25 protein-coding genes are annotated in these 24,555 nt (G+C 66.2%); 13 read left to right on the top strand and 12 right to left on the bottom strand.

Annotated features, from left to right (window positions below):
- Positions 1-56: 56 nt before the first annotated feature.
- From JYA52_RS18985 to JYA52_RS18970, 4 genes are all read right to left on the bottom strand, one after another.
- Positions 57-1,100 carry a Gfo/Idh/MocA family protein gene (locus JYA52_RS18985; protein WP_205654808.1) on the bottom strand — a complete coding sequence of 348 codons (1,044 nt, stop codon included), beginning with the start codon at positions 1,098-1,100 and terminating at the stop codon, positions 57-59.
- Entirely contained in the window at positions 1,100-1,870 is a 771-nt protein-coding gene (locus JYA52_RS18980) for an amino acid ABC transporter ATP-binding protein (RefSeq protein WP_205654807.1), read from the bottom strand. Before JYA52_RS18980 ends, JYA52_RS18985 begins: the two co-directional genes overlap by 1 nt.
- On the bottom strand, positions 1,867-2,655 hold the full coding sequence (locus tag JYA52_RS18975) for an amino acid ABC transporter permease (protein ID WP_205654806.1): 789 nt from the start codon (positions 2,653-2,655) through the stop codon (positions 1,867-1,869). The genes JYA52_RS18980 and JYA52_RS18975 overlap by 4 nt, the downstream gene beginning before the upstream one ends.
- A gap of 93 nt (positions 2,656-2,748) precedes the next feature.
- Entirely contained in the window at positions 2,749-3,609 is an 861-nt protein-coding gene (locus tag JYA52_RS18970; protein ID WP_205654805.1) for an ABC transporter substrate-binding protein, read from the bottom strand.
- Between the two features lie 177 nt (positions 3,610-3,786).
- On the opposite strand from JYA52_RS18970, the gene JYA52_RS18965 reads away from it, so the two are divergent.
- From JYA52_RS18965 to JYA52_RS18955, 3 genes are all read left to right on the top strand, one after another.
- Positions 3,787-4,887, top strand: a complete 1,101-nt coding sequence (locus JYA52_RS18965; RefSeq protein ID WP_205654804.1) for a LacI family DNA-binding transcriptional regulator — start codon at positions 3,787-3,789, stop codon at positions 4,885-4,887.
- A gap of 107 nt (positions 4,888-4,994) precedes the next feature.
- Positions 4,995-5,423, top strand: coding sequence for a YciI family protein (locus JYA52_RS18960; RefSeq protein ID WP_205654803.1), 429 nt, complete (start codon positions 4,995-4,997; stop codon positions 5,421-5,423).
- A gap of 36 nt (positions 5,424-5,459) precedes the next feature.
- Positions 5,460-6,704: an RNA polymerase sigma factor gene (locus JYA52_RS18955; RefSeq protein WP_205654802.1), complete on the top strand. Its 1,245-nt coding sequence runs from the start codon at positions 5,460-5,462 to the stop codon at positions 6,702-6,704.
- A gap of 22 nt (positions 6,705-6,726) precedes the next feature.
- Here the strand turns inward: JYA52_RS18955 and JYA52_RS18950 are convergent, their stop codons facing one another.
- Positions 6,727-7,731 (bottom strand): LacI family DNA-binding transcriptional regulator, encoded by a 1,005-nt coding sequence (locus tag JYA52_RS18950; RefSeq protein WP_307869450.1) that lies wholly within the window; start codon positions 7,729-7,731, stop codon positions 6,727-6,729.
- A 151-nt stretch (positions 7,732-7,882) separates the two neighbouring features.
- Between JYA52_RS18950 and JYA52_RS18945 the strand changes: the two genes are divergently transcribed.
- Positions 7,883-9,061, top strand: coding sequence for a Gfo/Idh/MocA family protein (locus tag JYA52_RS18945; RefSeq protein WP_205654800.1), 1,179 nt, complete (start codon positions 7,883-7,885; stop codon positions 9,059-9,061).
- Positions 9,058-10,065: a sugar phosphate isomerase/epimerase family protein gene (locus tag JYA52_RS18940; protein WP_205654799.1), complete on the top strand. Its 1,008-nt coding sequence runs from the start codon at positions 9,058-9,060 to the stop codon at positions 10,063-10,065. Before JYA52_RS18945 ends, JYA52_RS18940 begins: the two co-directional genes overlap by 4 nt.
- Before the next feature lie 41 nt (positions 10,066-10,106).
- Here the strand turns inward: JYA52_RS18940 and JYA52_RS18935 are convergent, their stop codons facing one another.
- The gene (locus JYA52_RS18935; RefSeq protein ID WP_205654798.1) at positions 10,107-10,442 is read right to left on the bottom strand and encodes a hypothetical protein; all 336 of its coding nucleotides are present in this window, start codon (positions 10,440-10,442) and stop codon (positions 10,107-10,109) included.
- Between the two features lie 89 nt (positions 10,443-10,531).
- Between JYA52_RS18935 and JYA52_RS18930 the strand changes: the two genes are divergently transcribed.
- Positions 10,532-11,104, top strand: coding sequence for an MOSC domain-containing protein (locus tag JYA52_RS18930; RefSeq protein ID WP_205654797.1), 573 nt, complete (start codon positions 10,532-10,534; stop codon positions 11,102-11,104).
- A 12-nt stretch (positions 11,105-11,116) separates the two neighbouring features.
- Here the strand turns inward: JYA52_RS18930 and JYA52_RS18925 are convergent, their stop codons facing one another.
- Both JYA52_RS18925 and JYA52_RS18920 read right to left on the bottom strand, forming a co-directional pair.
- Complete coding sequence (locus tag JYA52_RS18925) at positions 11,117-11,554, bottom strand: SHOCT domain-containing protein (RefSeq protein ID WP_205654796.1); 438 nt, start codon at positions 11,552-11,554, stop codon at positions 11,117-11,119.
- Positions 11,555-11,621: 67 nt separating this feature from the next.
- Complete coding sequence (locus JYA52_RS18920) at positions 11,622-11,840, bottom strand: DUF2188 domain-containing protein (RefSeq protein ID WP_205654795.1); 219 nt, start codon at positions 11,838-11,840, stop codon at positions 11,622-11,624.
- A gap of 235 nt (positions 11,841-12,075) precedes the next feature.
- Between JYA52_RS18920 and JYA52_RS18915 the strand changes: the two genes are divergently transcribed.
- On the top strand, positions 12,076-12,432 hold the full coding sequence (locus tag JYA52_RS18915) for a VOC family protein (protein WP_205654794.1): 357 nt from the start codon (positions 12,076-12,078) through the stop codon (positions 12,430-12,432).
- A gap of 67 nt (positions 12,433-12,499) precedes the next feature.
- The gene (locus tag JYA52_RS18910; protein WP_205654793.1) at positions 12,500-14,893 is read left to right on the top strand and encodes an ATP-binding cassette domain-containing protein; all 2,394 of its coding nucleotides are present in this window, start codon (positions 12,500-12,502) and stop codon (positions 14,891-14,893) included.
- An 84-nt stretch (positions 14,894-14,977) separates the two neighbouring features.
- Here JYA52_RS18910 and JYA52_RS18905 read toward each other — a convergent pair whose 3' ends face one another.
- The 4 genes from JYA52_RS18905 to JYA52_RS18890 are packed head-to-tail and all read right to left on the bottom strand — an operon-like array spanning position 14,978 to position 18,464.
- Entirely contained in the window at positions 14,978-15,382 is a 405-nt protein-coding gene (locus JYA52_RS18905; RefSeq protein WP_205654792.1) for a universal stress protein, read from the bottom strand.
- Positions 15,379-16,911: a tripartite tricarboxylate transporter permease gene (locus tag JYA52_RS18900; protein WP_205654791.1), complete on the bottom strand. Its 1,533-nt coding sequence runs from the start codon at positions 16,909-16,911 to the stop codon at positions 15,379-15,381. Before JYA52_RS18900 ends, JYA52_RS18905 begins: the two co-directional genes overlap by 4 nt.
- A 9-nt stretch (positions 16,912-16,920) precedes the next feature.
- A complete protein-coding gene (locus JYA52_RS18895; RefSeq protein WP_307869449.1) occupies positions 16,921-17,457 on the bottom strand; it encodes a tripartite tricarboxylate transporter TctB family protein in 537 nt (178 codons plus the stop codon).
- Between the two features lie 5 nt (positions 17,458-17,462).
- Positions 17,463-18,464, bottom strand: a complete 1,002-nt coding sequence (locus JYA52_RS18890; protein ID WP_205654789.1) for a tripartite tricarboxylate transporter substrate binding protein — start codon at positions 18,462-18,464, stop codon at positions 17,463-17,465.
- A gap of 148 nt (positions 18,465-18,612) precedes the next feature.
- Here JYA52_RS18890 and JYA52_RS18885 point away from each other — a divergent pair, with 148 nt between their 5' ends.
- The 5 genes from JYA52_RS18885 (at position 18,613) to JYA52_RS18865 (ending at position 24,541) form a co-directional block, all read left to right on the top strand.
- Entirely contained in the window at positions 18,613-19,497 is an 885-nt protein-coding gene (locus JYA52_RS18885) for a LysR family transcriptional regulator (protein WP_205654788.1), read from the top strand.
- Between the two features lie 147 nt (positions 19,498-19,644).
- Positions 19,645-20,559, top strand: coding sequence for a 5-dehydro-4-deoxyglucarate dehydratase (gene kdgD / locus JYA52_RS18880; protein WP_205655270.1), 915 nt, complete (start codon positions 19,645-19,647; stop codon positions 20,557-20,559).
- Between the two features lie 8 nt (positions 20,560-20,567).
- The gene (locus tag JYA52_RS18875; RefSeq protein WP_205654787.1) at positions 20,568-22,187 is read left to right on the top strand and encodes an aldehyde dehydrogenase (NADP(+)); all 1,620 of its coding nucleotides are present in this window, start codon (positions 20,568-20,570) and stop codon (positions 22,185-22,187) included.
- On the top strand, positions 22,184-23,512 hold the full coding sequence (locus JYA52_RS18870; protein WP_205654786.1) for an enolase C-terminal domain-like protein: 1,329 nt from the start codon (positions 22,184-22,186) through the stop codon (positions 23,510-23,512). Before JYA52_RS18875 ends, JYA52_RS18870 begins: the two co-directional genes overlap by 4 nt.
- A 108-nt stretch (positions 23,513-23,620) precedes the next feature.
- A complete protein-coding gene (locus JYA52_RS18865; protein WP_205654785.1) occupies positions 23,621-24,541 on the top strand; it encodes an AEC family transporter in 921 nt (306 codons plus the stop codon).
- Positions 24,542-24,555: the final 14 nt, after the last annotated feature.

The following is a 24,555-nucleotide window of genomic DNA, read 5'->3' as shown; positions in this document are numbered from 1 at the left end:
GACGCGTAGCCGCGCCCGGGAAGAGAGCGGCCGGCGCCGCAAAAGTGCTGGGTCAGCTACGCCAGGGCGTGGATGCCCTCGATAATCTTCAGGACCTCGAGGGGCCCGGCCGGGTCGACGGGCAGGGGCCCCTCCCGCCGCAGGGCGGCGGCGAGCTGCACGTAAAACTCGGGATAGGCGCCCCGTTCGGCCGGAACGGGCACTGATGCGCCGTCCACTCCCAGAAGCCCCCAAGACTCCTGTGGGTCAACACCAAAGGCGGGGTCCGACGGCGACATGCCGGCCGCGAGCGCAGGCTCCTGGCCGTCCAGCCCCCATTTCGTGTAGCCGGATTCCGCGCCCAGAACGTGAAAGCGCGGGCCCACGCGGGCCGCCATGCCGTTCATCCACAGCCTGCTGCGGACTCCGGACTCGTGGAGCAGCGACACGAACGCTTCGGTGTCTGCGGCGTCCGGATTTGTTCCTCGGTTCGCGGTCTCGCCGTAGCTCTTTTCCACCGGCCCGAACAGCTGGATGGCCTGGTCGATCAGGTGCGCACCGAGGTCGTGCAGGATCCCGCCGCCCTCAGCAAGGGAAACGCTGTCCCGCCAGTTCCCGAAGCCCTCGGGCCGCCACCACTCGAACCGCGATTCAAAAGTGCGCGCCTCGCCCAAAGCCGCCGACCGAAGCAGCTTTTTCAGCGTCAGGAAGTCGGCGTCCCACCGGCGGTTCTGGAAGACCGTGAGCTGCACGCCGCCGTCGGACGCCAGAGCGATGAGCTCCTCCCCCTGGGCTGATGTCGGCACGAAGGGCTTGTCCACCACCACGTGAAGGCCGTGCGCAATGGCCGTGGCCGCGAGGTCGAAGTGGGTGTGCGGCGGGGTGCCCAGGATGACGAGGTCCAGGTCGCCGGCCAGCGCGAACATCTCCTCCGGCGACGGCACGATGCGCGCGTGCGGGTAGAGCCGGGCCGCCTCGGCGGCCCGTGCCGGGTCCGCCGTCACAATCACATCCAGCGAGTAGTCCGCGTCCGCCGCGATCAGCGGCGCGTGGAACACCTTGCCGGAGATCCCGAAGCCGACGACGGCGGTCCGGATGGGTGCCGCTGTAACCTTGCCCATCACAGCACCTCCGAAAGGAAGCGCTGCAGGCGTTCGCTGCGGGGGTTGTCGAAGAGGTCGGCCGGGGTACCGGCTTCCACCACTTCGCCCTCGTCCATGAAGACCACCTGGTCCGCGACCTTGCGGGCGAAGCCCATCTCGTGGGTGACCACCAGCATGGTCATGCCGCGTTTGCCGAGGCCTGCCATCAGGTTCAGGACGCCCTTGACCAGCTCGGGGTCCAGCGCACTGGTGGCCTCGTCGAAGAGCATGACCTCAGGTTCCATGGCCAGTGCCCGGGCAATGGCAACGCGCTGCTGCTGCCCGCCGGACAGGTCCCGGGGCCGGTGGTCGGCGCGTTCGGCAAGCCCCACCTCGGCGAGGCGGCGCCGGGCGCGCTCCATGGCCTGGGCCTTGGACATGCCCTTGACGCTCCAGAGGGCCAGCGCCACATTTTCCAATGCGGTGTGGTCGGGAAACAGGTTGAAGTGCTGGAACACCATGCCGATGCGGCGCCGCAGGGTATCCGGCTTGACCTGCAGGGCGCTTTCCCCGGCCAGCAGCACGTCGCCGCTCTTGGGTTCATGGAGCCGGTTGACCCCGCGCAGCAGCGTGGACTTACCTGAACCGGACGGCCCGATGATGCAGGTGGTGGTGCCGGGGGCCACGGTGAGGCTGACGTTGCGGAGCACGTCAATGTCCCCATAAGCCATGGTCAGGTTTTTCAGTTCCAGGCTCGAACCGTGGAACGTCTCGATGTCTGGGGCGGTTGTGTTGCTTGCGACGCTCATGTGTTGCTCCCGGTAATCAGCGGCGAGGCCGCATCGAGTTCCTTGACTTCCTTCAATCCGCTGCTGGGTGCGGCAGGACGGCGGCGGCCGGTGCGGAACCTGTTGTCGAAGTAGTTGACCAGATGGGTCAGCGGCACCGTGATCACCAGGTAGAAGATGCCCGCCATGACCAGCGGCGACAGGTTGCCGGACAGCACGGCAGCGTCCTGGCCCACCCGGAACAGTTCGCGCTCACTGACCAGCAGCCCCAGGAAGTAGACCAGGGAGGAGTCCTTGACGATGGCGATGAACTGGTTCACCAGGGCCGGCAGCACGCGGCGGACGCCCTGCGGCACCACCACGAGGGCCATGGACTTGGCGTAGCTCATGCCCAGCGCACGGCATGCCTCGCCCTGCCCCTTGTCCACACTGAGGATGCCGGCGCGGAAGATCTCCCCGATGTAGGCGCTGGCAATCAGGCTCAGTGCGATGATGCCCAGCGGGTATGGCGACGGTCCGAAGACGGACTGGCTGAACCGCGCGAAGCCCTGCCCGATCAGCAGGATGGTGAGGATTGCAGGCAGGCCCCTGAAGAGGTCGGTGTAGATCCGGGCCGGAACCCGCAGCCACTTGGACGGCGAGATGCCCATGACGGCGATCACCATGCCCAGCACCACGCCCAGGACGGTGGCGGCGACGGAGATGATCAGGGTGTTGAGGAGGCCCACCCCGAGGAGCTGGGGCAGCACTTCGGCCATTGCGCCGAAGTCAAAAAATGTACGGATGATGGTGTTGAGCCAGTCCATGGTTGCTCTCAGACGTAGTTCGCTTGTGGGTCCCGGGCGGACCGCGCACGGCGGCCCGCCCGGATAGCCGGTTGGGTTGGTTACCGGAGGGGCTTACTTGCTCGGGGCAGGGGACGCGGTCTGCTCGGCCTTCGGCAGGTACTGCTCCGGCATCGGCGAACCCGGGAACCACTTCTGGTAGAGCTTCTTCCAGGTGCCGTCTTCCATCGCTGCAGCCAGGCCCTTGTTGAGGGCCTCCTTGAAGGCAGGCTTGTCCTTGGCGATGGCGAAGCCCGCCGGGGCATCGAAGGACGGGATGTCTGCGGCGCTGACCAGGCCATACTGCTCCTGGTATGCCTTGGCTGCCTCGTAGTCCAGGAAGTGGGCGTCCACGGAGCCGCTGTTGACGGCGGAGATGGCCGTGTTGTTGTCCGGGAAGCGCACCAGGTTGGCGGAGGTGAAGTTCTTGACGGCATAGGCTTCCTGGAGCGTTCCCTGAACCACGCCCAGGCGCTTGCCGGAAAGTCCGTCAACATCCTTGATGCCCGAGGTCTTGGTGGTGATGACCGTCAGGTAGCCGGCGAGGTAGCCCTCGGAGAAGTCGACGGTTTCCTTGCGCTTGTCGGTGATGCCGATCGCGGCCACACCGACGTCGAACTGGCCGTTGGCCACCGCGGCGAGCAGCCCGGAGAAGTCCTGGCCGGTGAAGACAACATTGTCTACGCCGGCGCGGTGGGCCACGTCCTTGAACAGTTCGACGTCGAAGCCGGTGAAGTTGCCCTGCGCGTCGGTGAAGGTGTACGGCTTCGAATCGCCCAGGCTGGCGACGCGGATGGTGCCCGGCTCGATCAGGCCGTATGGGTTCTCGGCGGGGGCCGAGTTGGCCGGCGAGGAGCCGCCGCAGCCGGAGAGGGCGAGGATTGCCGCCAGGGCTGCAGCGGCCACGGCTGCCGGGCGGAAGTTCAGTTTGATCACAGCGTTGTCCAATCGTGGGAGGGAAAGCGGTGCTGTCAGGGCCGCTAAAGGATGTGGTCGATGCGGGGTCTTGCTGAGTCCGGTCTCAGTCCCTACGATTGAGACCGGACTCACATCGATTGATGAAAATGTAGCGGAACTCACAGGCCGCGTCAACAGCCCCTCTGAAAGGTGAACATGAGCAGTGACGGAGCAAGACGGCGCGACGTAACGGTTGCCGACGTCGCAAAAGCTGCCCAGGTGTCCAAGGCCCAGGCCGCCCGCGCGCTGGGCAACTACGGCGCGGTCAGCGAGGACGTCCGCGAGCGGGTCCTGGCCGCCGCGGAAGAGCTGGACTACCGGCCCAACGAGCTCGCCCGCAGCATGAACACGGGAAAATCGCACACCATCGGGGTGGTGGTGGGCGACATCGAAAACCCGCACTTCGGACTCGCCACCAGGGGCATCACCGACACCGCCAAGAAGAGCGGGTTCAACGTCATCCTGGTCAACACGGATGAGAATACGGCAGCTGAAGTGGACGCCGTGCGGGTGCTCCTGGACAAGAGGGTCGACGGCCTCATCGTCGCCCCCGCGTCCTCCGTGGAAACCCAGCATTTGCGGCGCGTTCACGATTCCGGGCGTCCGCTGGTCCTGCTGGACCGCTCCGCGGAGGGGCTCGAGGTGGAGACGGTCGCCGTCGATATGGCAGCCATCTCATACGAGTCCACCCGGTACCTCCTTCAGACCGGACACCGGAGGATCGCCTTCATCTCTACCCTGCGCACCGACGCCGCTTACACCGCGGGCATGCGGCTGGACTCCTCCCAGATCTCCGATCGCCTGGACGGCATGCGCCGGGCCTTTGCCGACATGGGGTGCGCATTCCCGGAGGATCTCGTGCGGCTCAATGCGGGCGGCGCCGACTCCATCCGGAACCTCACCCGCGACGTCCTCCAAGGCAACGACGCGGCCACCGCCGTCGTCGCTTCGGACGGACTCATCGCGCTGAGCGTCGTGGAGGCCATCCAGGAACTGGGCCTGGCCATCCCGGCCGACGTCTCGTTCCTGATGTACGACGATTTCGCGTGGACCCGGCTCACCACGCCGCCCCTCACGGTGATCGCGCAGCCGGTGTACGACATGGGCGTCGCTGCGGCGAGCGCACTGATCCGGCAGATCGAAGGCCGGCCTCCCGCGGCCGCCGCGCCGGAGTTCAGCGCGACACTGGTCCGCCGCGGGTCGGTCGGCGTGGTCCCTGCCTCATCCGGGGAGTCCGTCGAGGTGCCGGCACTCTAGCCGCGGCTTCAAAAACTTTTCATGCCCGTGTCGATTCCCGGCAGCCCCGTTCGACGGGATAGTAGAAGGACGCATACGGCGTCCTCATCCAAGGCAAGGAGAGTCCCATGAAGTACATGTTCATCATGCGCGCCACCGACGAGGCAATTGAGGCCTCGAAGCAGGTCCCGTTCGAGGAGATCCTCAACAAGATGGGTGCCTACAACGAATCACTCATCAAGGCCGGCGTCATGCTGGCCGGCGAGGGCCTCGCTGACGTCTCGGAGGGCTCCGCCTTTGTGGTCGACTTCTCCGAGGAGCCGCCCGTGGTGACTGACGGCCCCTACGGCGAAACGCATGAGCTGTTCAACGGGTTCTGGATCGTCCAGGTTGCCTCCAAGGAGGAAGCCGCAGAATGGGCCAGCCGCTGCCCGCTAGGACCGGGTTCGAAGCTGGAGGTCCGCCGGGTCGCAGAAGCTGACGACTTCGCAGACTTCGCGGACAACGAGTACATCCAGAAGGAGGCGCTGTGGCGCGAGGAGCTGGGCAAGCCCTGATCCGCGACCCGCGCAGCGGTGAGCCGGGAGGCTGCGGTGAGTGAGGCAGCGGCAGTCGACGCAGTTCGGCGCCGGATCGATGCCCTGTGGCGCATCGAGGGCCCCCGCATCACGGCGGCCCTCGCCAGAGCCACCCGGGACTTCGGTCTTGCCGAGGACTTGGCCCAGGAGGCCGTGGCGGATGCCTTGGCCCAGTGGCCAGAGGCCGGTGTCCCGCGGAATCCCGCCGCCTGGCTCACCGCCGTCGCCAAGCGCAAGGCGGTCGACGCCTGGCGGCGCGCGGAGATGCTGGACGAGCGGTACCGCACCATCGCCCACGGCCTCCCGGACGCTGAGGGCCTGTCATGGGAGCCGGTGGACGACGACGTGCTCCGGCTCGTGTTCACGGCATGCCATCCCGTCCTCTCCCGTGAGGCGCAAATGTCGCTGACTCTGCGGGTGGTGGGAGGCCTGACCACGGAGGAGATCGCCCGGCTGTTCCTCGTGCCGGTCGCCACAGTGCAGCAGCGGATCGTGCGGGCAAAGAAAACACTGGCCGCGGCACAGGTGCCCTTCGAGGTCCCCGAACCGCATGAATGGGGAGGCAGGCTCAGCGCGGTCCTGGGCGTCGTGTACCTCATGTTCACGGAGGGCTATTCGGCCACTACGGGGGACCGCTGGATCCGGCCCGACCTGGCCAACGAGGCACTGCGCATCGGGCGCGTTCTCGCCGGGCTGGTTCCGCGCGAGCCCGAAGCCCATGCGTTGGTGGCCCTCATGGAGTTCCAGGCCTCACGTTTTGCCGCCCGCACCCGGCCCGATGGAACGCCAATACTGCTGGCAGACCAGGACCGCACCCGGTGGGACCGTGGCCAGATCGGGCGGGGCCGTGCAGCTCTGGCCCGGGCCGACGCGTTGGGCCGGGGCCGCCGCAGCTACGCGCTGCAGGCCGCGATCGCCGAATGCCATGCCGTGGCGCCGAGTGTTGAGCAGACGGACTGGGCGCGCATCGTCCTGCTCTACGAGGTGCTCGGCCGCGTGGCGCCCAGCCCCGTCGTGGACCTCAACCGGGCCGTGGCCGTGTCCATGGCCACGGGCCCCGCCGCGGCGTTGGCGATCGTGGACCGCCTCGCCTCGGACGGGGCCCTGCGCGGCGGCCATCTGCTGCCCAGCGTCCGCGGCGAACTGCTCGCCCGGCTGGGGCGGACCGACGAAGCCCGCGCGGAATTTACGACGGCGGCCGCCCTCGCCAGGAACGACCGCACCCGGGCCGTCTTGGAAGCGAGGGCCGCGGACCTCTGACCTGCTGGGGGGAAACCGCGCTTTAGGCCGGGGCAGCGGTGGAGGCCCTGAGGACCAGTTCCGGCTCCACCAGCTTCGTGTGCACGGGCGTCGCGGGGTCCTTCATCCGCTCCAGGAGGGCCTCCGCGGCGCCGTCTCCGACCTGCCGGTTCCGGCCATCGATTGTGGTGAGCCTCAAGAGGTTGGCCGATGCCAAGGGCGAATTGTCGTAGCCGATGAGGGACAGATCCTCGGGGATGCGCCGTCCCCTGTCCCGGGCCGCGCCCGCTGCGCCCAGTGCCATGGTGTCGTTGGCCGCAAAAATCGCGGTGAGGGACGGGTTTTCTTCCAGCAGCCGCAGTGCGGCCTCGTATCCGTCAGATTCCATCGTGAGTCCCTGGCCCTGGGCAACTTGCGGCCGTAGCCCGCTTCCGCGCATCATGGCGTCGAAACCCTGGGCGCGCAGGCGGGCGGCGCCACCGGCGCCGGTCACGTGGCCGATTTCCCGGTGTCCGAGTCCGATCAGGTGCTCGGTGGCCAGGCGGCCGCCCATCACGTCGTCATTAGCCACGATGTCAGCCCCAGGGACGACCATGTCACGGTTTCCGGCTACCACCGCGGGGACATCCACCGCGGCGAACATCTCCTCGGTGGGCTCGGTGGCGATCACAACGCCGTCCACGCGCATCGACAGGAGGCCGTCCACGGGCGTCCGGTCAAGGTGCGCATTGAACGAGGGATCGGCCACGGCCACCCGGAATCCGAGGGGTGCGAGCCGATCGTGCAGTCCGGCCAGCAGGTCGACGAACCAGAGGTTCCGGTAGTCATCCAGGACCACGCCGATGGTGCGGGACCTGTTCCCGGCGAGGGTCGCTGCAGCACGGCTGGGACGGTAGTTCAGCCGTTCAATGGCCTCCTCGACGGCGGCCCGACGGGCAGGCGATACCCCGGGCGCACCGCGCAGAACAAGTGAGACCAGGGACTTGGAGACCCCGGCTGCGGAGGCTACGTCGTAAATATTCGGGCGTTTGCCGATTTCCTGCGTCACCCTGCCATTGTGACGCATTCCCGCCCGCGATTGAGATATTGACAGGACAAAGTCCGGCCTCTATCGTGTTTCTGGAGCGCTCCATTTAATCTGACCCCCATTTCAGCGGCTGAGTCCGCGCAGCTTCGGCTGAGTTCGAAGGAGAACACCAATGCCCAAAGATATCGGCGTCGCCGTCATAGGGGCCGGCATGGCCGGCAAGGCCCACGCCGCGGCCTTCCGGACAGCGTCCGCACTGTACAACCCGGTTCTTCCGCCGGTCCGGCTGGTCTCCATTGGTGATGTGAATCCGCAGTTCGGCTCCATCGCCGCGCAGCGGTTCGGATATGAACGCAACGACACCTCATGGCAGGCCATCGCCGAAGCCGATGACATCGACGTCGTCAGCGTCGTGATCGCCAACTCACTGCACCGTGAAGTCGTCGAGGGCCTCCTCGCCGCCGGCAAGCACGTGCTGTGCGAAAAGCCGCTCAGCGACACCCTGGAAGACGCCCGGGCCATGGCCGAAGCCGCCCGGAACGCGTCCTCGATCGCCCGGATCGGGTTCACCTTCCGCCGCACGCCCGGCATCGCCTACATCCGGGACCTGATCCGGAACGGAACCCTGGGAAAGGTTCTGCACTTCAGCGGCCGCTACTGGACGGACTACGGCTTCAGCCCCGACGCGCCCATGAGCTGGCGGTACAAGGGCGGACCCGGCTCCGGCGCCCTGGCCGACGTCGGATCCCACCTGACGTACGTCGCTGAATTCCTGTGCGGCGACATCCGCTCCATCAGTGGCGGACGCTTCAGCACCGCCATCAACAAGCGCCCGCTCCCGCTGGGCGCCGTTATGGGCCACGACCACGCGGCCGTCAGCGACGTCTTCGAGACCGTCGAAAACGACGACTATGCGGCGTTCTCGGCCGAGTTCGACCACGGCTCCGGAGGCTTCGAGGTCTCCCGCGTCGCCGCCGGACACGCCAACAGCCTCATCTTCGAAGTTTTCTGCGAAAACGGCGCGGCACGGTTCGACCAGCGCCGTCCGGCGGAAATCGAGCTCTTCCTCAACTCCGGCCCCTCCTCGGAGAACGGCTACCGCCAGGTCATCCTCGGCCCCGAACACCCCTACCTCTCCGGCGGGCTGGCCATGGACGCGCCGAGCGTCGGCTTCGGCCAGAACGACGCCTTCGGCTACCAGGCCCGGGCCTTCCTCGAAGAAGTCGCAGGACTGGACGAAGCAACATCACTCCCCCGCTGCGCCACGTTTGACGAAGGCGTACACAACATGGAACTCCTCGCCGCAGTGGCAGAATCAGCGCTCGGCTCCGGAAAGAAGGTAACCCTGTGAAACTCGGCGTCTACAACGCGATCCTGCACGACCGGCCGCTCCCCGAAGCCCTGAAAGTCATCGCCGGCCTCGGCCTGACCGGCATCGAAATCAACTCCGGCGGCTTCCTGCCGGCCGTGCACATCCCCACCTTCGACGACATCCTCGAAAGCGACGCGGCCCGCGACGACTACCTTGCCATCTTCGAAGGCACCGGGGTCTCCATCGCAGGGCTGAACTGCAACGGCAACCCCCTGCACCCCAACCGGACCATCGGTGACAAGCATGCCGAGGACATCCGCCGCTCCATCCGCCTCGCGCACCGGCTGGGACAGAACCGTGTGGTGACGATGTCCGGACTTCCCGGCGGGGAACCAGGAGCCACCGTGCCGAACTGGATCGTCAATGCCTGGAACTCCGCCGCCCTGGACGTCCTGGACTACCAGTGGGAAATCGCCGCGGACTTCTGGAAGGAGACCGACCGGCTGGCACGGGACCTGGACGTCAAGGTCGCCCTCGAACTGCACCCGCAGAACCTCGTCTTCAACCCGGCCGACGTGTACAAACTCGTTGAACTGACCGGCGCCACCCACGTCGGCGTTGAACTCGACGCCTCCCACCTGTTCTGGCAGCAGATGGACCCGGTCGCCGTCGTCCGTGAACTGGGCCCGCTGGTCTTCCAGGCCGCGGCAAAGGATGTCCGCGTCAACAAGGAGACAGCCGCCATCTACGGCGTCCTGGACAACCGCTTCCGCAGGCTGTCCCCCGAGGAGAACCGCACCAACCTCGGCGGCGACGAGTGGGCCAACGAATGGCCCAAGCCCGCCGCCTGGGACTTCGTCGCCCTCGGCAAGGGCCACGACACTGCGTACTGGACCGAGTTCCTGCGCGCCCTCCACGACGTGGACCCCGACATGCTCGTCAACATCGAACACGAAGACGTCGAGCTGGGCCGCATCGAGGGCCTCGAGGTCGCAGCCAAGGTTCTGAAGGACGCAGACGCAGCCCTGAGCGTCTCAGCCTAAGGCGTTGGGCCGCCACTCCGGCGGCCCAACGCCCTCAGAATTCAGCTGCAGAATTTGCTGTACGTGCTCCCCGCTTCCTGGTAGGCGGCAGTAAGCTCGGTGAGCTTTGCGTTGTCGGGGTGCTCTTTCACGGACTCGTCCGCGTAGTTCAGGATTGCCTGCAGGGCAGGCTTCAGATCGTCCGAGGACACTGCCTCGATCGGCCGGATCTGGTTGGCAAGCTTGATCATGCCGGTCTTGCCCATGTTTCCTGTGGGACTGGAAACTACGGTCCTCACCCGGTCGCAGGTTTCCGCAGTGGAAAGTTGCGGTGAGGCGCAGGCCGAAGCGGACAGGAGAAGCCCGGCAGCCAGCAGGGCAGTGGTGAGTTTCTTCATGATTTCCTCAGTAGTTGACTACTGTCGATTCTAAGCCGACGGTGCCGGGATGGTGTGCCGGTTCCTGCGAGCGAGGATAGTTGGATGGCATGACAGTCCCCTACAGGTACGACGTGGAGGTCCTGCACCTGCTCGTGTCGCCGGCGCACGCGTACTTTGGCCGTGCCCGCGAGGGTGCGGCGGACGTCCCCACGACCGACGCCGACCGGGTGGAGCTGGTAGCCGGCAAGGGCATTGTGGGCGACCGGTTCTTCGGCAAGGCCGCGCACATGGATGCCGCAGTCACACTGATCGCGGCCGAGGCCCTCGATGCCATCGCCGCGGAACTGGGGGCCGCCCCGTTTGACCCGCTGCTGACACGCCGCAATGTCGTCCTCAGAGGTGCCCACCTGGCTCCGCTGCTTGGCGGGGAGTTCGCGCTGGAATCGCACGGGGATCTGGTGCGTTTCAGGGCCGGACGCCCTGCCCATCCCTGCGCCTGGATGGACCAGATGCTCGCCCCCGGCGCGCACAAGGCCATGCGCGGGCGGGGCGGCATACGCTGCGAACCACTTTCGGACGGCATCCTGCACCGCGGTCCGGCTGTGCTGATCAGCCCTGTACCGCTCGACCCGGAACGCGCGGGCGCCCCTACGCTGCTGCGGCCGACCCGGCTGCCTTAGCCGTTGCTTCCCTTAGAGCTGATCGAGCAGCCGGGCCCGTTTGACGTCGAACTCCTCGGTGCTGATCAGACCCTCGCGGTACTGGCGCTCCAGGTCCTCGATCTGTGTCGCCAAGGACGGCGCCGCCCCAACGGCAGAGTACCGGTTGATCGAGACAACCCGGATGATGACCGCGGCCAGGACCACCACGATTCCCGCCGCAATCAGCATCCAGGTCGGGGCCGCAGCGGCGTCGATTCTCCGATAGCACTCACCCGCCACCCGTGAACCGGTCCGGAGCGCGTCGAAGATTTCAGCCTGCCGGCTTTGCGGAATCAACGGGCTCCCGCACAGCGGGCCCGCCTTCTGCAGGCCGACAATGATGCCGGCAACCGAGACAGCGAATCCGGCAACAATGAGCCAGATCCAGCCGCGCCGGGTTCTGGGGTCGTGCAGCGCGGTACCCTCCATGCCTCCCCCTTGGAATAACGCCAGTAACTGAGGGAAAGCATATCGGTCCACGAGCCGGGCGCCGGGGCTAATAGCTCTTCGGAAGGTCCCGGTAGCTGTTCTGGCACAGGAGCCTGCCGTCCATGTCCCGGATGAGGTGATCTACCCGGTCGCGCACCGCGGCACGCCTTCCAGCATCCAACGCCTCAGACTGACTGGTGCTCACGACGAGGGATTGCGCACTTCCTTCATGGCGCGTCTTCCACAGCAGGTCTTCATAGAACGTCTCGACATTGCTTCCGGTCATCACAGATCCTTCCCCAAGAATCGTTCATGCTAATGCCGGCCACGATGCTGCTGCACCGCCGCCGCTCACAGTCTCACCCCAGAGGCTCAAGACGCGGGCAGCGCCAACGCAAGATCAGCTCAAGAAAGTGAGGCAGACCACGAGCGCCCGCCAAGAGCTGCGGCTAGCATGAATCCCATCGACAACACGACCGTACGCGCCGGGTCGATGTGGGCCCACGACCATAGGAGTGACCATGAGCGACTCATCCACCCAGGGAATCAAGACCGTGCTGCATCCCGTGTCCGACCTGGCTGCGGCAAAGACTATGTACACGGCCCTGCTCGGCGTGGCCCCGGAGGCCGACGGACCCTACTACGTCGGCTTCGAAGCCGCGGGCCAGCACATCGGGCTGGTGCCGGGCGGCGGGCCGCAGGGCATGACGTCACCGGTGGCCTACTGGCATGTGCCGGACATCGAAGCCAAGCTGGCCGAGGTCACCGCCGCGGGCGCCACCGTGAAGGAGCCCGTGCATGACGTCGGTGGCGGCCGTCTGGTGGCCACCGTCGCCGACCCCGATGGCAACATCCTGGGGCTGCTTCAGGACCGCTGAGCGCCAACCCGCTCCGGAACTCAGAGCCGCTACGACGATTGCCGCCCGATCAACAGATGGAGACACGATGAGCATGGCCCCCAGTATTGACACGCAGGAGCCCGCGCAGCACGTCGCCGACAGCCACGACCTGCTCCGCGTGCAGGGCGCCCGCGAGAACAACCTCAAGGACGTCAGCTTGGAGATCCCGAAGCGCCGGCTGACGGTGTTCACCGGCGTCTCCGGTTCCGGCAAGAGCTCGCTGGTGTTCAGCACGATCGCCGCTGAATCTCAGCGGATGATCAATGAGACGTACAGCGCCTTTGTGCAGGGCTTCATGCCGAACCTGGCCCGGCCTGACGTCGACCTGCTTGAAGGCCTCACGACGTCGATTATCGTCGACCAGGAGCGGATGGGGGCAAACCCCCGCTCCACCGTCGGCACAGCTACTGACGCCAACGCCATGCTGCGCATCCTCTTCAGCCGGTTGGGCACCCCGCACGTCGGACCGCCCACGGCATTCTCCTTCAACGTCCCCACGCGCAAGGCCAGCGGCGTAATGAGCACCGAGAAAGCAGACGGCCGCGTCGAGAAGAGTGTGGTGCAGGGCGCTGTGTACCTAGGCGGCATGTGTCCGCGCTGCGAGGGCATGGGCTCGGTTTCCGACTTCGACCTCACTGCGCTCTACGACGACAGCAAGTCGCTGGGCGAGGGTGCGCTGACCATTCCGGGCTACAGCATGGACGGCTGGTATGGCCGCATTTTCAGCGGCGCCGGCTTCAACATGGACAAGCCGATCGCGAAGTTCACCAAGAAGGAGATGCACGACCTCCTCTACAAGGAGCCGACCAAGATCAAGGTCGAGGGCATCAACCTAACGTATGAGGGCTTGATCCCGAAGATCCAGAAATCGATGCTTTCCAAGGATGTCGACGCGATGCAGCCTCACATCCGGGCCTTCGTGGAGCGTGCCATCACGTTCCAGGCGTGTCCCGAGTGCGACGGCACGCGGCTCAGCCCGGAGGCCAGGTCCTCGAAAATTCAGGGCAAGAACATCGCCGACCTGTGCGAGATGCAGATCAGCGACCTCGCCGGCTGGGTCCGCGGGCTGAACGAGCCGTCGGTCGCGCCCCTCCTCAAAGGACTGCGGCACCTGCTCGACTCGTTCGCCGAAATCGGCCTGGGCTACCTCTCGCTGAACCGGCCGGCCGGCACGCTCTCCGGCGGTGAGGCCCAGCGCACCAAGATGATCCGCCACCTCGGCTCCTCGCTCACCGACGTCACCTATGTCTTCGACGAGCCCACGATCGGCCTGCACCCGCATGACATCGAGCGGATGAACCAGCTGCTGCTGCAGCTCCGGGACAAGGGCAACACTGTACTCGTCGTGGAGCACAAGCCGGAGACCATCGCGATCGCTGACCACGTCGTCGACCTCGGCCCCGGCGCCGGCACCGGGGGCGGTACCGTCTGCTTTGAGGGCACTGTTGAGGGGCTGAGGGCGAGTGACACCATTACAGGCCGCCACCTCGACGACCGGGCGCGGCTCAAGGACTCGGTGCGTTCATCCTCTGGTGCGATGGAGGTCCGCGGCGCATCGACGAACAACCTCCAGAATGTGGACGTCGACATCCCGCTCGGGGTGCTCTGCGTACTCACGGGCGTCGCCGGCTCCGGCAAGAGCTCGCTGATCAACGGTTCGGTCGCTGGCCGCGACGGCGTGGTGGTGATCGACCAAGGTGCGATCCGCGGTTCGCGACGGAGTAACCCGGCGACGTACACGGGCCTGCTCGAGCCGATCCGCAAGGCGTTCGCCAAGGCCAACGGCGTAAAGCCGGCTCTCTTCAGTTCCAACTCCGAGGGCGCCTGTCCCGCCTGCAACGGCGCCGGCGTCATCTACACGGAGCTCGGCGTCATGGCCACGGTCGAATCCACCTGCGAGGAGTGCGAGGGGAAGCGGTTCCAGGCGGCTGTCCTTGAGTACACGCTGGGTGGCAAGAACATCGCCGAAGTGCTCGCGATGCCCGTCGCCGAGGCCGAGGAGTTCTTTACCGACGGCGAGGCACGCACGCCGGCCGCGCACAAGATCCTCGACCGGCTCGAGGACGTCGGACTCGGCTACCTCACCCTCGGCCAGCCGCTCACCACCCTGTCAGGCGGCGAACGCCAGCGGCTCAAGCTCGCCTCGCAAATGTCCGAGAAGGGTGAGATCTACATCCTCGACGAGCCGACCACCGGCCTGCACCTCGCCGACGTCGAGAACCTGCTGGGCCTGCTTGACCGGCTCGTCGACTCCGGGAAGTCCGTCATCGTCATCGAGCACCACCAGGCGGTGATGGCACACGCCGACTGGATCATCGACCTCGGCCCCGGAGCAGGGCACGACGGCGGCCGGATCGTCTTCGAGGGCCCGCCCGCCGACCTCGTAGCCGCCCGTTCCACCCTCACCGGCGAACACCTGGCGGCCTATGTCGGCGCCTGACCTCGGTTAGTGATTCCGTGTACAAACAGAGGCGGGCCGGAAACCCTGTGGGGTTGCCGGCCCGCCTCGTGCGGTGGGGGATGACTAGAAGTGGCCGTCGCCGGCCTTGACGGCGAGCACGGGACGGTCGGCCTGCATCAGGATCCGCTGCGCGTGGCTACCGAGGATGAACTTGCCCACCTGCGACCGGTGCCGGAGGCCAATGACGATCAGCGAGGCGTTGGCTTCGCGGGCGACCTCGAGGAATTCGTCCGCCAGGTCGTGCTGGTACGGCGGCTGGATCACCGTCGCCTTCACACCTGCCTCCTCGGCCTGCCGTGAGGCCCGTGCAAGTACGTCCTCCGGGGCCACCGCCTTATCCACCAGCGCCCCTTCGCGGGCGGAGTTGACGATCACCAGGTCCTGCTTCCGAAGCTGCGCTTCGGCGATACCTGCGCTCAGGGCCGCCTCACCGGCGGGCGTGGGGACGAAACCGACGATGATGCTCATACCTTCTCCTTGATTTGTACGGTACCGGGCTCTGCAACAGCAGCCGCCCTGCGCTTTGCCAGCAGGCTGCGGATCCCCGGCAGCACGGCCACCAGGACGAACACAGCGAGCAGCGTGGCCGAGATCGGCCGGCCAAAGAAGCCCGTCGGATCCCCGCCGAAGACCAGCAGGGAGCGGCGGAGCGAGCTTTCCAGCAGCGAACCCAGCACGAACGCCAGGACCAGCGGGCCAGGCTCGAAGCCGAACTTCTTCATCAGGTAGCCGATGACGCCGAACACCACCACAAGCGTGACATCGAACATGCTGTTATTGATCGTGTAGGCACCGAGCAGGGTGATCAGTGCCGTGACGGGGGCGAGGATCGCGGCGCGGACGCGCAGGATCTTCACGAACAGGCCAACGAGCGGAAGGCTCATGATCAGCAGCAGGATGTTGCCGATGTACATCGAGTTCACCACGCCCCAGAAGAGGTCCGGGTTCTCCTCGACCAACTGCGGGCCAGGGGTCACACCCTGGATGAGAAGCGCTCCGAACATCAGTGCCATCGTGGCGTTGGCCGGGATACCCAGCGTGAGCAGCGGGATGAAGGATGACGTGGCGGCCGCGTTGTTCGCCGTCTCGGGCCCCGCAACGCCCTCGGGCGCTCCCTTGCCGAACCGTTCGGGCTGCTTGGCCCGCTTCTTTTCCATGGCGTAGGAGGCCATGGACGAGATCGTGGCGCCGCCGCCCGGCAGGATGCCAAGGAAGAAGCCCAGGATGGAGCCGCGTCCGATCGAACCGGCGGCCTGCTTCAGGTCGCTGCGTGATGGCCACACATTGGCGACCTTGGACGGCGCTTTGGCGGCACGGTGGCGTTCCTCGAGGTTGTACAGAATCTCGCCAAGGCCGAAGATGCCCATGGCGATCGGCACGAAGTCGATCCCGTCGGCGAGCTCCAGGCTGCCAAACGTGAAGCGGCTCTCGCCGGTGAAGACGTCTCGGCCCACAGTGGCGAGCAGCAGCCCGAGGGCCGCGGCGATGAGCGCCTTGGTTTTCGCGCCGCTGCTGATCGTTGCCACCAGCAGGATGCCCAGCAGTGCGAGGGCGGAGTACTCCGGCGCGCCGAAGTCCAGAGCAAAACTCGCCACGATGGGGGCGAGGAAGGTCAGGCCGATGATGGAGGCGGTGCCGCCAACGAAGGATCCGATGGAAGCCAGTCCCAGTGCGGTCCCGGCCTTGCCCTGCCGGGCCATCTGATAGCCGTCGAAGACGGTCACCACCGAAGACGCCTCGCCGGGAAGCCGGAGCAGCACCGAGGTGATGGTTCCGCCGTACTGCGCGCCGTAGAAGATGCCGGCCAGCATGATGATGGCGGTCACCGGCTCCACGTTGTAGGTCAGCGGGAGAAGGATGGCGATGGTGGCGGCCGGGCCAAGCCCTGGCAGCACACCGATGAGCATGCCGATCACGACGCCGACCAGGCAGTACAGCAGGTTTGTCGGCTCCAGGACAACCGCAAATCCGTTGATCACGGGATTTAGAAAATCCACGGGTGTCTCCTAGAAGAGGTGGGGGATGGATGTGTTGAGCGCCAGGACAAACAGCCCGTAAAACGCTCCGACGACGACGGCACTCACCACGAGCGTGGAGCGCCAGGTCTCGCTGCCCAGGAACCGCATCCAGACGATGCACAGCGCCAGGGCCGGCAGTTCGAATCCGATGGTCGGCATCAGCGCGACCATGAGGGCCAGGGTCACCAGGCCGGTCAGGGGCGCCGTGGACATGCGGGTGAACTTCTCCGCGTCGCGGTTATGCCGGCCGATGACCAGCTGAAAGAGACCCAGCGCCACCATCACGCAGCTGATCATGAAAGGCCAGAGTCCGGGCTGTGGGGCTGCCGGGGTACCCAGGCCCATCGCCAGCGACAGGATGACTGCGCCGACGCCGACGCCGAGAACTACCAGCGACGAGGCCGCATTGGCCAGAGCCCCGGCGGCCGGCGGCTTTTCCTCTTCCCACTGTGCCGCCAACTGTTCCGGCGTGAGATCGTCCAGGTCGCCGTCGGGAACTGCGGGCACCGCGGGTGTTGGCTTCACAGGAATCACTTCGTTCCGCTGAGGCTGATGCTGTATTTCTCCACCAGGGCCTTGTATTTCGCGGCGTATTCCTTCCACTGCGTGACAACTTCCTCACCGGAGATTTCCTTCGGCGTCAGCAGGTTCTGCTCGTTGAATGCCTTGTAAGCGTCCGCCTTGAAGGTCTCCTGGAAGGCTGCCACCAGCTTGTCCTTGACCTCCTGCGGCGTGCCCTTGGGTGCGGCGACTGCCCGGTACTGTGCGACCGGAACGTCGTAGCCCGATTCCTTCGCGGTGGGCGTGTCCGGCAGGAAGCTGTTGCGCTCCTCGGAGAAGACCAGCAGCGGCGCAACCTTGCCGGCCTTGATCTGCGGCATTGCCTCACCGAGCTGGATGGTTGCCAGTTCCACCTGGTTGCCCAGCACGGCGGTCAGTGCCGGCTTGCCGCTGTCGAAGGGAACGTCGGTGCCCTTAACATTCGCCTGCTTGAAAAGCACGGTCTGGGCGAGCTGGCTTCCGGTGCCCACGCCGGTGGTGCCGAACGTGATGTTGCGGCCGGCGCCGGTCACATCCTTGATGGTCTTGAAGCCGGACTTGTCGCTGGCAATCAGCACGTAGTCATCCTGGGACAAGCCGGCGATGACGTCGAAATCATCAATGTTGACTGCCTCGTCTGCGGTCACGGCCAGCGGAGTGATGGTGATCAGCGAAGCGTTGAGCAGGACCAGGTTCTGGCCGTCAGCAGGCTTGCCCGCCACCTCCTTGGAGGCCAGGGCACCGTTGGCGCCGGGCTTGTTCACCACGGGCATCGGGGCGCCGAGGGTCTTGGACGCGCCTTCTGAAATGGCACGGGCAATAAGGTCGGTGCTGCCGCCGGGCGCCTGGCCAACCGTCAGGTTAACCGGACCGCTCGGGTACTTCGATGAATCCGCGCCGCCGCCCGCGACATTGCCGCAGGCAGTCAGGGCCAGAAGCGCGACGGCGGATGCTGCTCCGAGAATGGAACGGCGGGAGGGGAAGTGCGTCATTGAAACTCCTCGTTTGCACTGCGGGGCGGGGGGTGCCCGATCAGTAGTTGTGAACCGGGTCACTGCCGGTTCGCTTTCTCGAGTGTAGGGAGCCGCTATGATGCATGTCTAAGCCCAAATGTGCATCGGGTGATACCGGGAAGGCATCATGTTTACATTCGACCAGTTGGCAGGTTTCATCGCCGTCGCCGAGGAACTGCACTTCGGCCGGGCAGCCGAGCGGCTCAACATGACCCAGCCGCCCCTGAGCCGGCAGATCCAGAAGCTTGAAAAAACGGTGGGCGCCGAACTGCTTGAGCGCGACAACCGGAAGGTCGAGCTGACGCCGGCAGGCCGGGCCTTCCTGGACGAGGCCCGGCGGCTGATCGCCTTGGCGGAACGGGCACCGGTCACTGCCCGGCGGATAGCGTCCGGCCGGTCGGGGCACCTGCGGATCGGATTTACCGCCGCGAGCGGGTTCAGCATCCTTGGGCCACTGCTCGAGGAGGCCGCGGAAATCCTTCCCGACGTCGACATCGACCTCCAGGAGCTTGTCACCGGTGAGCAGATCATGGGCCTTCAGACCGGCGAACTGGACCTTGGCCTCGCCCGCCCGCCCTTCGACAGCGAGGTTTTCGATTCCCACCTGCTGTACCGGGAAGCCATGGTGCTGGCCGTCCCCTCAGGCCATCCACTGGCGGACCTTGATCGGGACATCACCAACGAGGACCTCAAGAACGAGCCCCTGATCATGCACTCGCCAACCAAGGCCCGATACTTCTATGACCTGGTGGTCCGCATGATCCCCGTGCAGCACGCCAACGTGATCCATACGGTCAGCCAGATCCTCACCATGGTCTCGCTGGTCGCCGCTAAACGAGGCGTGGCTTTCGTCCCGCACTCCGCAACCCTGCTGGGCATCCAGGCGGTCGAGTTCCTGCCGCTGCAAAGCAGCGTGGGGGATCCTGTTGAACTCCACGCCATCTGGAACCGCAACATCCGGAACCCTGCCCTGTCCCGCCTGCTGCGCGCACTGGAATTCGGCGACAACTGAACCAAGGTTCGGCAGCGAGAGGGATGATGCCAGGACGGTATCAATGCATACAAAAATGAACTTAGACAGGCATCAAAAGCCTCCCTAGTGTGGAAGGAACGAACTCATTCGCCGCACCGAAGCGGCGCCGATATGGAGGACCACACCGTGGCCAAATACTCGCCCCAGGAACTTGCCGACACTCTCAAGAACGGGCTGCTCTCCTTCCCGGTCACGTCCTTCGACGCACAACTGCAGTTCGACGAGGAAAACTACCGCAAGCACCTCGCGTGGCAGGCCAGCTATCCGGTTGCCGGTCTCTTCGCCGCCGGCGGCACCGGCGAAGGCTTCTCCCTCACGCCTGCCGAGTCGGCACGAGTCGTCCGTGCCGCCGTCGAGGAAGTCGGCAACACCGTACCGGTGCTGGCGTCGGCCGGCGGTTCGACCGCCCAGGCCATTGAGAATGCTAGGGCTGCTGAAGCCGCGGGTGCCGAGGGCATCCTGCTCCTCCCGCCGTACCTGACCGAAGCAGACCAGGGCGGCCTGATCGAGCACGTCAGCGCCATCTGCAAGGCAACGTCGCTCGGCGTGATCATCTACAACCGCGCCAACGCGATCTACAAGGACACCACGGTGGCCACCCTGGCCGACCGCCACGAAAACCTGATCGGCTTCAAGGACGGTGTGGGCGACCTCGAGCACGATGCCCGCGTCTACGCCAAGCTCGGCGACCGCCTGTTCTACCTCGGCGGCCTGCCCACCGCAGAGACCTTCGCCCTTCCGCTGCTGCAGCTGGGCATGAGCACCTACTCCAGCGCCATGTACAACTTCGTCCCGCAGTTCGCCCTCGACTTCTACCAGGACGTGCGCAACCAGGACCGGGTCGCCGTCAACAAGAAGCTCAACGACTTCGTGATCCCGTACCTGGACATCCGCGACCGGGTGAAGGGCTACTCCGTGTCCATCGTCAAGGGCGGCCTGGACGCCATCGGCCGCTCGGCGGGCGGAGTCCGCCCGCCGCTGCAGAACCTGGCTCCCCAGGACCTCGCCGACCTCAAAGCCCTCATCGCCACCGTCTCCTAGGACCAATCATGACACTCAACGGACATTCACTGATCGCCGGACAGCAGGTCGCCGGCGAGGGGAAGACTGCCTTCGGCTTCAACCCGGCCACCAACGAACAGCTCGAACCGGCCTATACGCTGATCACCGAAGACCAGCTCACGGCAGCCACCGCCGCAGCCGCCGAGGCCTTGCCGTCCTTCAGCACCCTGGACCCCGAGACGCACGCCGGGTTCCTGGACGCCATCGCGGACAACATCGAGGCCATCGGCGAGGAACTCATCATCCGCGCCGGCCAGGAAACCGGCCTGCCCACCGCCCGGCTGCAGGGCGAACGCGCCCGCACCACCGGCCAGCTCCGCCTGTTCGCCTCCGTGGTCCGCCAGGGCGACTTCCGCGGCGTCCGCATCGACCCCGCCCTGCCGCAGCGCACCCCGCTCCCCCGCGCCGACATCCGCCAGCGCCAGATCCCGCTCGGCCCCGTCGCCGTCTTCGGCGCCAGCAACTTCCCGCTGGCCTTCTCCACCGCCGGAGGAGACACCGCCTCGGCCCTCGCCGCCGGATGCCCCGTCGTCTTCAAGGCCCACAACGCCCACCCCGGCACCAGCGAACTCGTCGGCCACGCCATCATCAAAGCCGTCCGTGACGCCGGGCTGCACCCCGGCGTGTTCTCCCTGATCTACGGCCCCGGCGCCAGCATCGGCCAGGCCCTCGTCGCCGACCCCGCCATCAAAGCCGTCGGCTTCACCGGCTCCCAAGCCGCCGGCATCGCCCTGATGCGCACCGCCGCCGCCCGCCCCGAACCCATCCCGGTCTACGCCGAAATGTCCTCACTGAACCCGGTCTTCGTCTTCCCCGGCGCCCTGACCGGCCCCGCCGAACACATCGACGCCCTCGCCCAGCAGTACGTCACCGCCGTCACCGGCAGCTCCGGACAGCTCTGCACCTCCCCCGGCCTGCTCTTCGCCCCCACCGGCGAGGCCGGCGACAAACTCGCCGCCGCCGTCGCCCGCGCCGTCTCCGCCTGCACCGGCCAAACCATGCTCACCGAAGGCATCGCCGGCTCCTGGAACGCCGGCGCCGAAGCGCTCGGTTCCGCAGCCGGCGTCGACGTCGTCGGCCGCGGAACCGAAGGTGCAACGAAAAACGCGCCTGCTCCCACGATCTTCGGAACCCAGGTCCAAGACTTCGTCTCCAACCACGTGCTCCACGAAGAGATCTTCGGCGCCGCATCCCTGGTGATCCGCTACACCACCACCGAGGAACTCCTCGACGCCATCCACCGGCTCGAGGGCCAGCTCACCGCTTCCCTGCAGCTCACCGCACAGGACTACCCCACCGCCGCACCCCTGATCCCCGCGCTCGAGCAAAAAGTCGGCCGGATCATCGTCAACGGCTGGCCCACCGGCGTCGAAGTCGGCCACGCCATGGTCCACGGCGGCCCCTTCCCCGCAACCTCCGACACCAAAACCACCTCCGTCGGAACCCTGGCCATCAACCGCTTCCTCCGGCCCGTCGCCTACCAAAACATCCCCCAGGAACTCCTGCCCGTACCACTGCAGGACACCAACCCTTGGCACCTCAACCGCCGGATCGACGGCACAGTTGTCCAGGCCGAAGCCGAAGAAAAGGAAGAGGTCAACGCATGAGCGCCCAGCCAACCGTCGCCCGCGTGGAAGTCGTTCCGGTCGCGGGCCACGACAGCATGCTGATGAACCTCAGCGGCGCCCACGGGCCGTTCTTCACCCGCAACGTGGTCATCATTACGGATTCGGATGGCCGCACCGGCCTTGGCGAGGTTCCCGGCGGCGAGAAGATCCGCACCACCATCGAGGAAGCCGGAACCCTTATCAGCGGCAAGCCGGTGGCCCGCTACCGGTCCCTGCTGCGGGAGATCGCCGCGGAGTTTGCCGACCGCGACGCAGGCGGCCGCGGACTGCAGACCTTCGACCTCCGCACCACCGTCCACGCCGTTACCGCCGTCGAATCGGCCCTGCTGGACCTCCACGGCCAGTTCCTCGGAGTCCCGGTCGCGGAGCTGCTCGGCGACGGACAGCAGCGCAGTTCGGTCCCGATGCTCGGCTACCTGTTTTTCGTCGGCGACCGGCGCCGGACGGACCTGCCGTACCTGGTCGAGGATGCACCGGCTGACCGCTGGGAGCGGCTGCGCCGGCAGGAGGCCATGACCCCCGCAGCGGTGGTTGCCCTGGCCGAAGCAGCTCAGGAGCGCTACGGATTCAGCGATTTCAAGCTCAAGGGCGGCGTGCTGTCCGGCGACGACGAGGTGGACGTTGTCACGGCACTCGCCAAGCGCTTCCCCGAAGCCCGCGTCACCCTTGACCCCAACGGTGGATGGCTCCTCGAGGAGGCCATCCGGCTCGGCAAGCGGATGCAGGGAGTGGTGGCATACGCCGAGGATCCCTGCGGGGCGGAAGGGCGCTTCTCCGGGCGCGAAGTCATGGCGGAATTCCGCCGTGCCACGGGCCTGAAGACGGCCACCAACATGATCGCCACGGACTGGCGCGAAATGTCGCACGCAATCCGCAGCAACGCCGTCGACATCCCCCTGGCAGACCCGCACTTCTGGACCATGCACGGTTCTGTGAGGGTTGCGCAGCTGTGCAACGAGTTCGGCCTAACGTGGGGCTCGCACTCCAACAACCACTTCGACATCTCCCTTGCCATGTTCACGCACACCGGGGCGGCCGCACCGGGCGAGATCACGGCGCTGGACACGCACTGGATCTGGCAGGACGGCCAGGGCCTCACCAAGGACCCGCTTCAGATCAGGAACGGCGCGATCGAGGTTCCCGATGCACCAGGTCTCGGCATCGAACTGGACCGCGACGCCCTGGGCAAGGCACACGAGCTGTATCTGCAGCACGGTCTCGACGCCCGCGACGACAGCATCGGCATGCAGTATTACATCGACGGCTGGTCCTTTGACCCGAAGCGCCCCTGCCTGGTGCGCTAGTACCGTGCTGTAGATAAGGAACAACATCTTCCGCACGGCCGGACCTCCCCCGCAACAGGAGCCGGCCGTGCGGAACCCAACAAGACTTTTATATAGAAGGGCTCAGGTTTGGGCGGCGTCGTCTCCGGAATACTCATCGTTACCGCCGTCATTGCCGTTGGCTACATCGCGGCCCGCCTGAGGATTCTGGGACCGGAGGTCCAGGGCGCTCTGACCCGCACCGCGTTCTACGTCACCAACCCGGCCCTGCTTTTCACCGTAGTGGCCGGGAGTGACATCCGGGCAGCGCTCGGAACGGATGCCCCACTCGCGCTGCTGTCTGCCGCGATAGTGGGGCTTCTCTATTCCCTCATGAGCTTCCTGTTTTTCCGCCGTCCGGTAGCGGAAACCGCGGTGGGTGCCATGGCCAGCAGCTATGCAAACGCCAATAACATCGGCATTCCGGTCTCGCTTTACGCCGTGGGAACAGCCCAACACGTGGCACCCGTCTTGCTGGTGCAGATCCTGGTTCTGGCCCCGTTCTATCTGACGGTTCTGGGGCTGACCGCCGGAGCCAGGATTTCGTGGAAAAAGATGCTGGTCCAACCGTTCGCCAATCCGATGATCATCGCCTCCGCACTCGGCGCAGTTGTTGCCCTAACCGGCTGGAGCGCCCCGGACCTCCTGCAAAAGCCCATCGACATGCTCGCCGGCGGCGCCGTTCCCATGGTGCTGCTGGCCTTTGGCCTCTCCCTGGCCGGAAAGGCACCCCTGCAAGAGGGCGATGGGCGCATCGAAACCCTGGTGGCGACCTTCCTGAAGATCGCGGGCATGCCACTGGTTGTTTGGGTGCTGGGCACGTTCGTTTTCGGCCTCGAAGGCCAGCACCTCCTCGCGAGCGTCATCATGGCCGCCCTCCCGACCGCCCAGAACGTGTTCCTCTTCGCTTCCCCGTGTGGCAGGGGAATGGCCGTCGCCAGGGACGTGATCCTCTGCACCACGCTGCTCAGCGTCGGGGCGCTGTTAGTGGTCGCTTGGGCGGTTGGATAGCTATTAATGTCACA

The organism is Arthrobacter pascens (assembly GCF_017052465.1).
Taxonomy (GTDB): domain Bacteria; phylum Actinomycetota; class Actinomycetes; order Actinomycetales; family Micrococcaceae; genus Arthrobacter; species Arthrobacter pascens.
The sequence above is the reverse complement of the archived record's forward strand: the minus strand, read 5'-3'. Positions and strand labels throughout refer to the sequence as shown.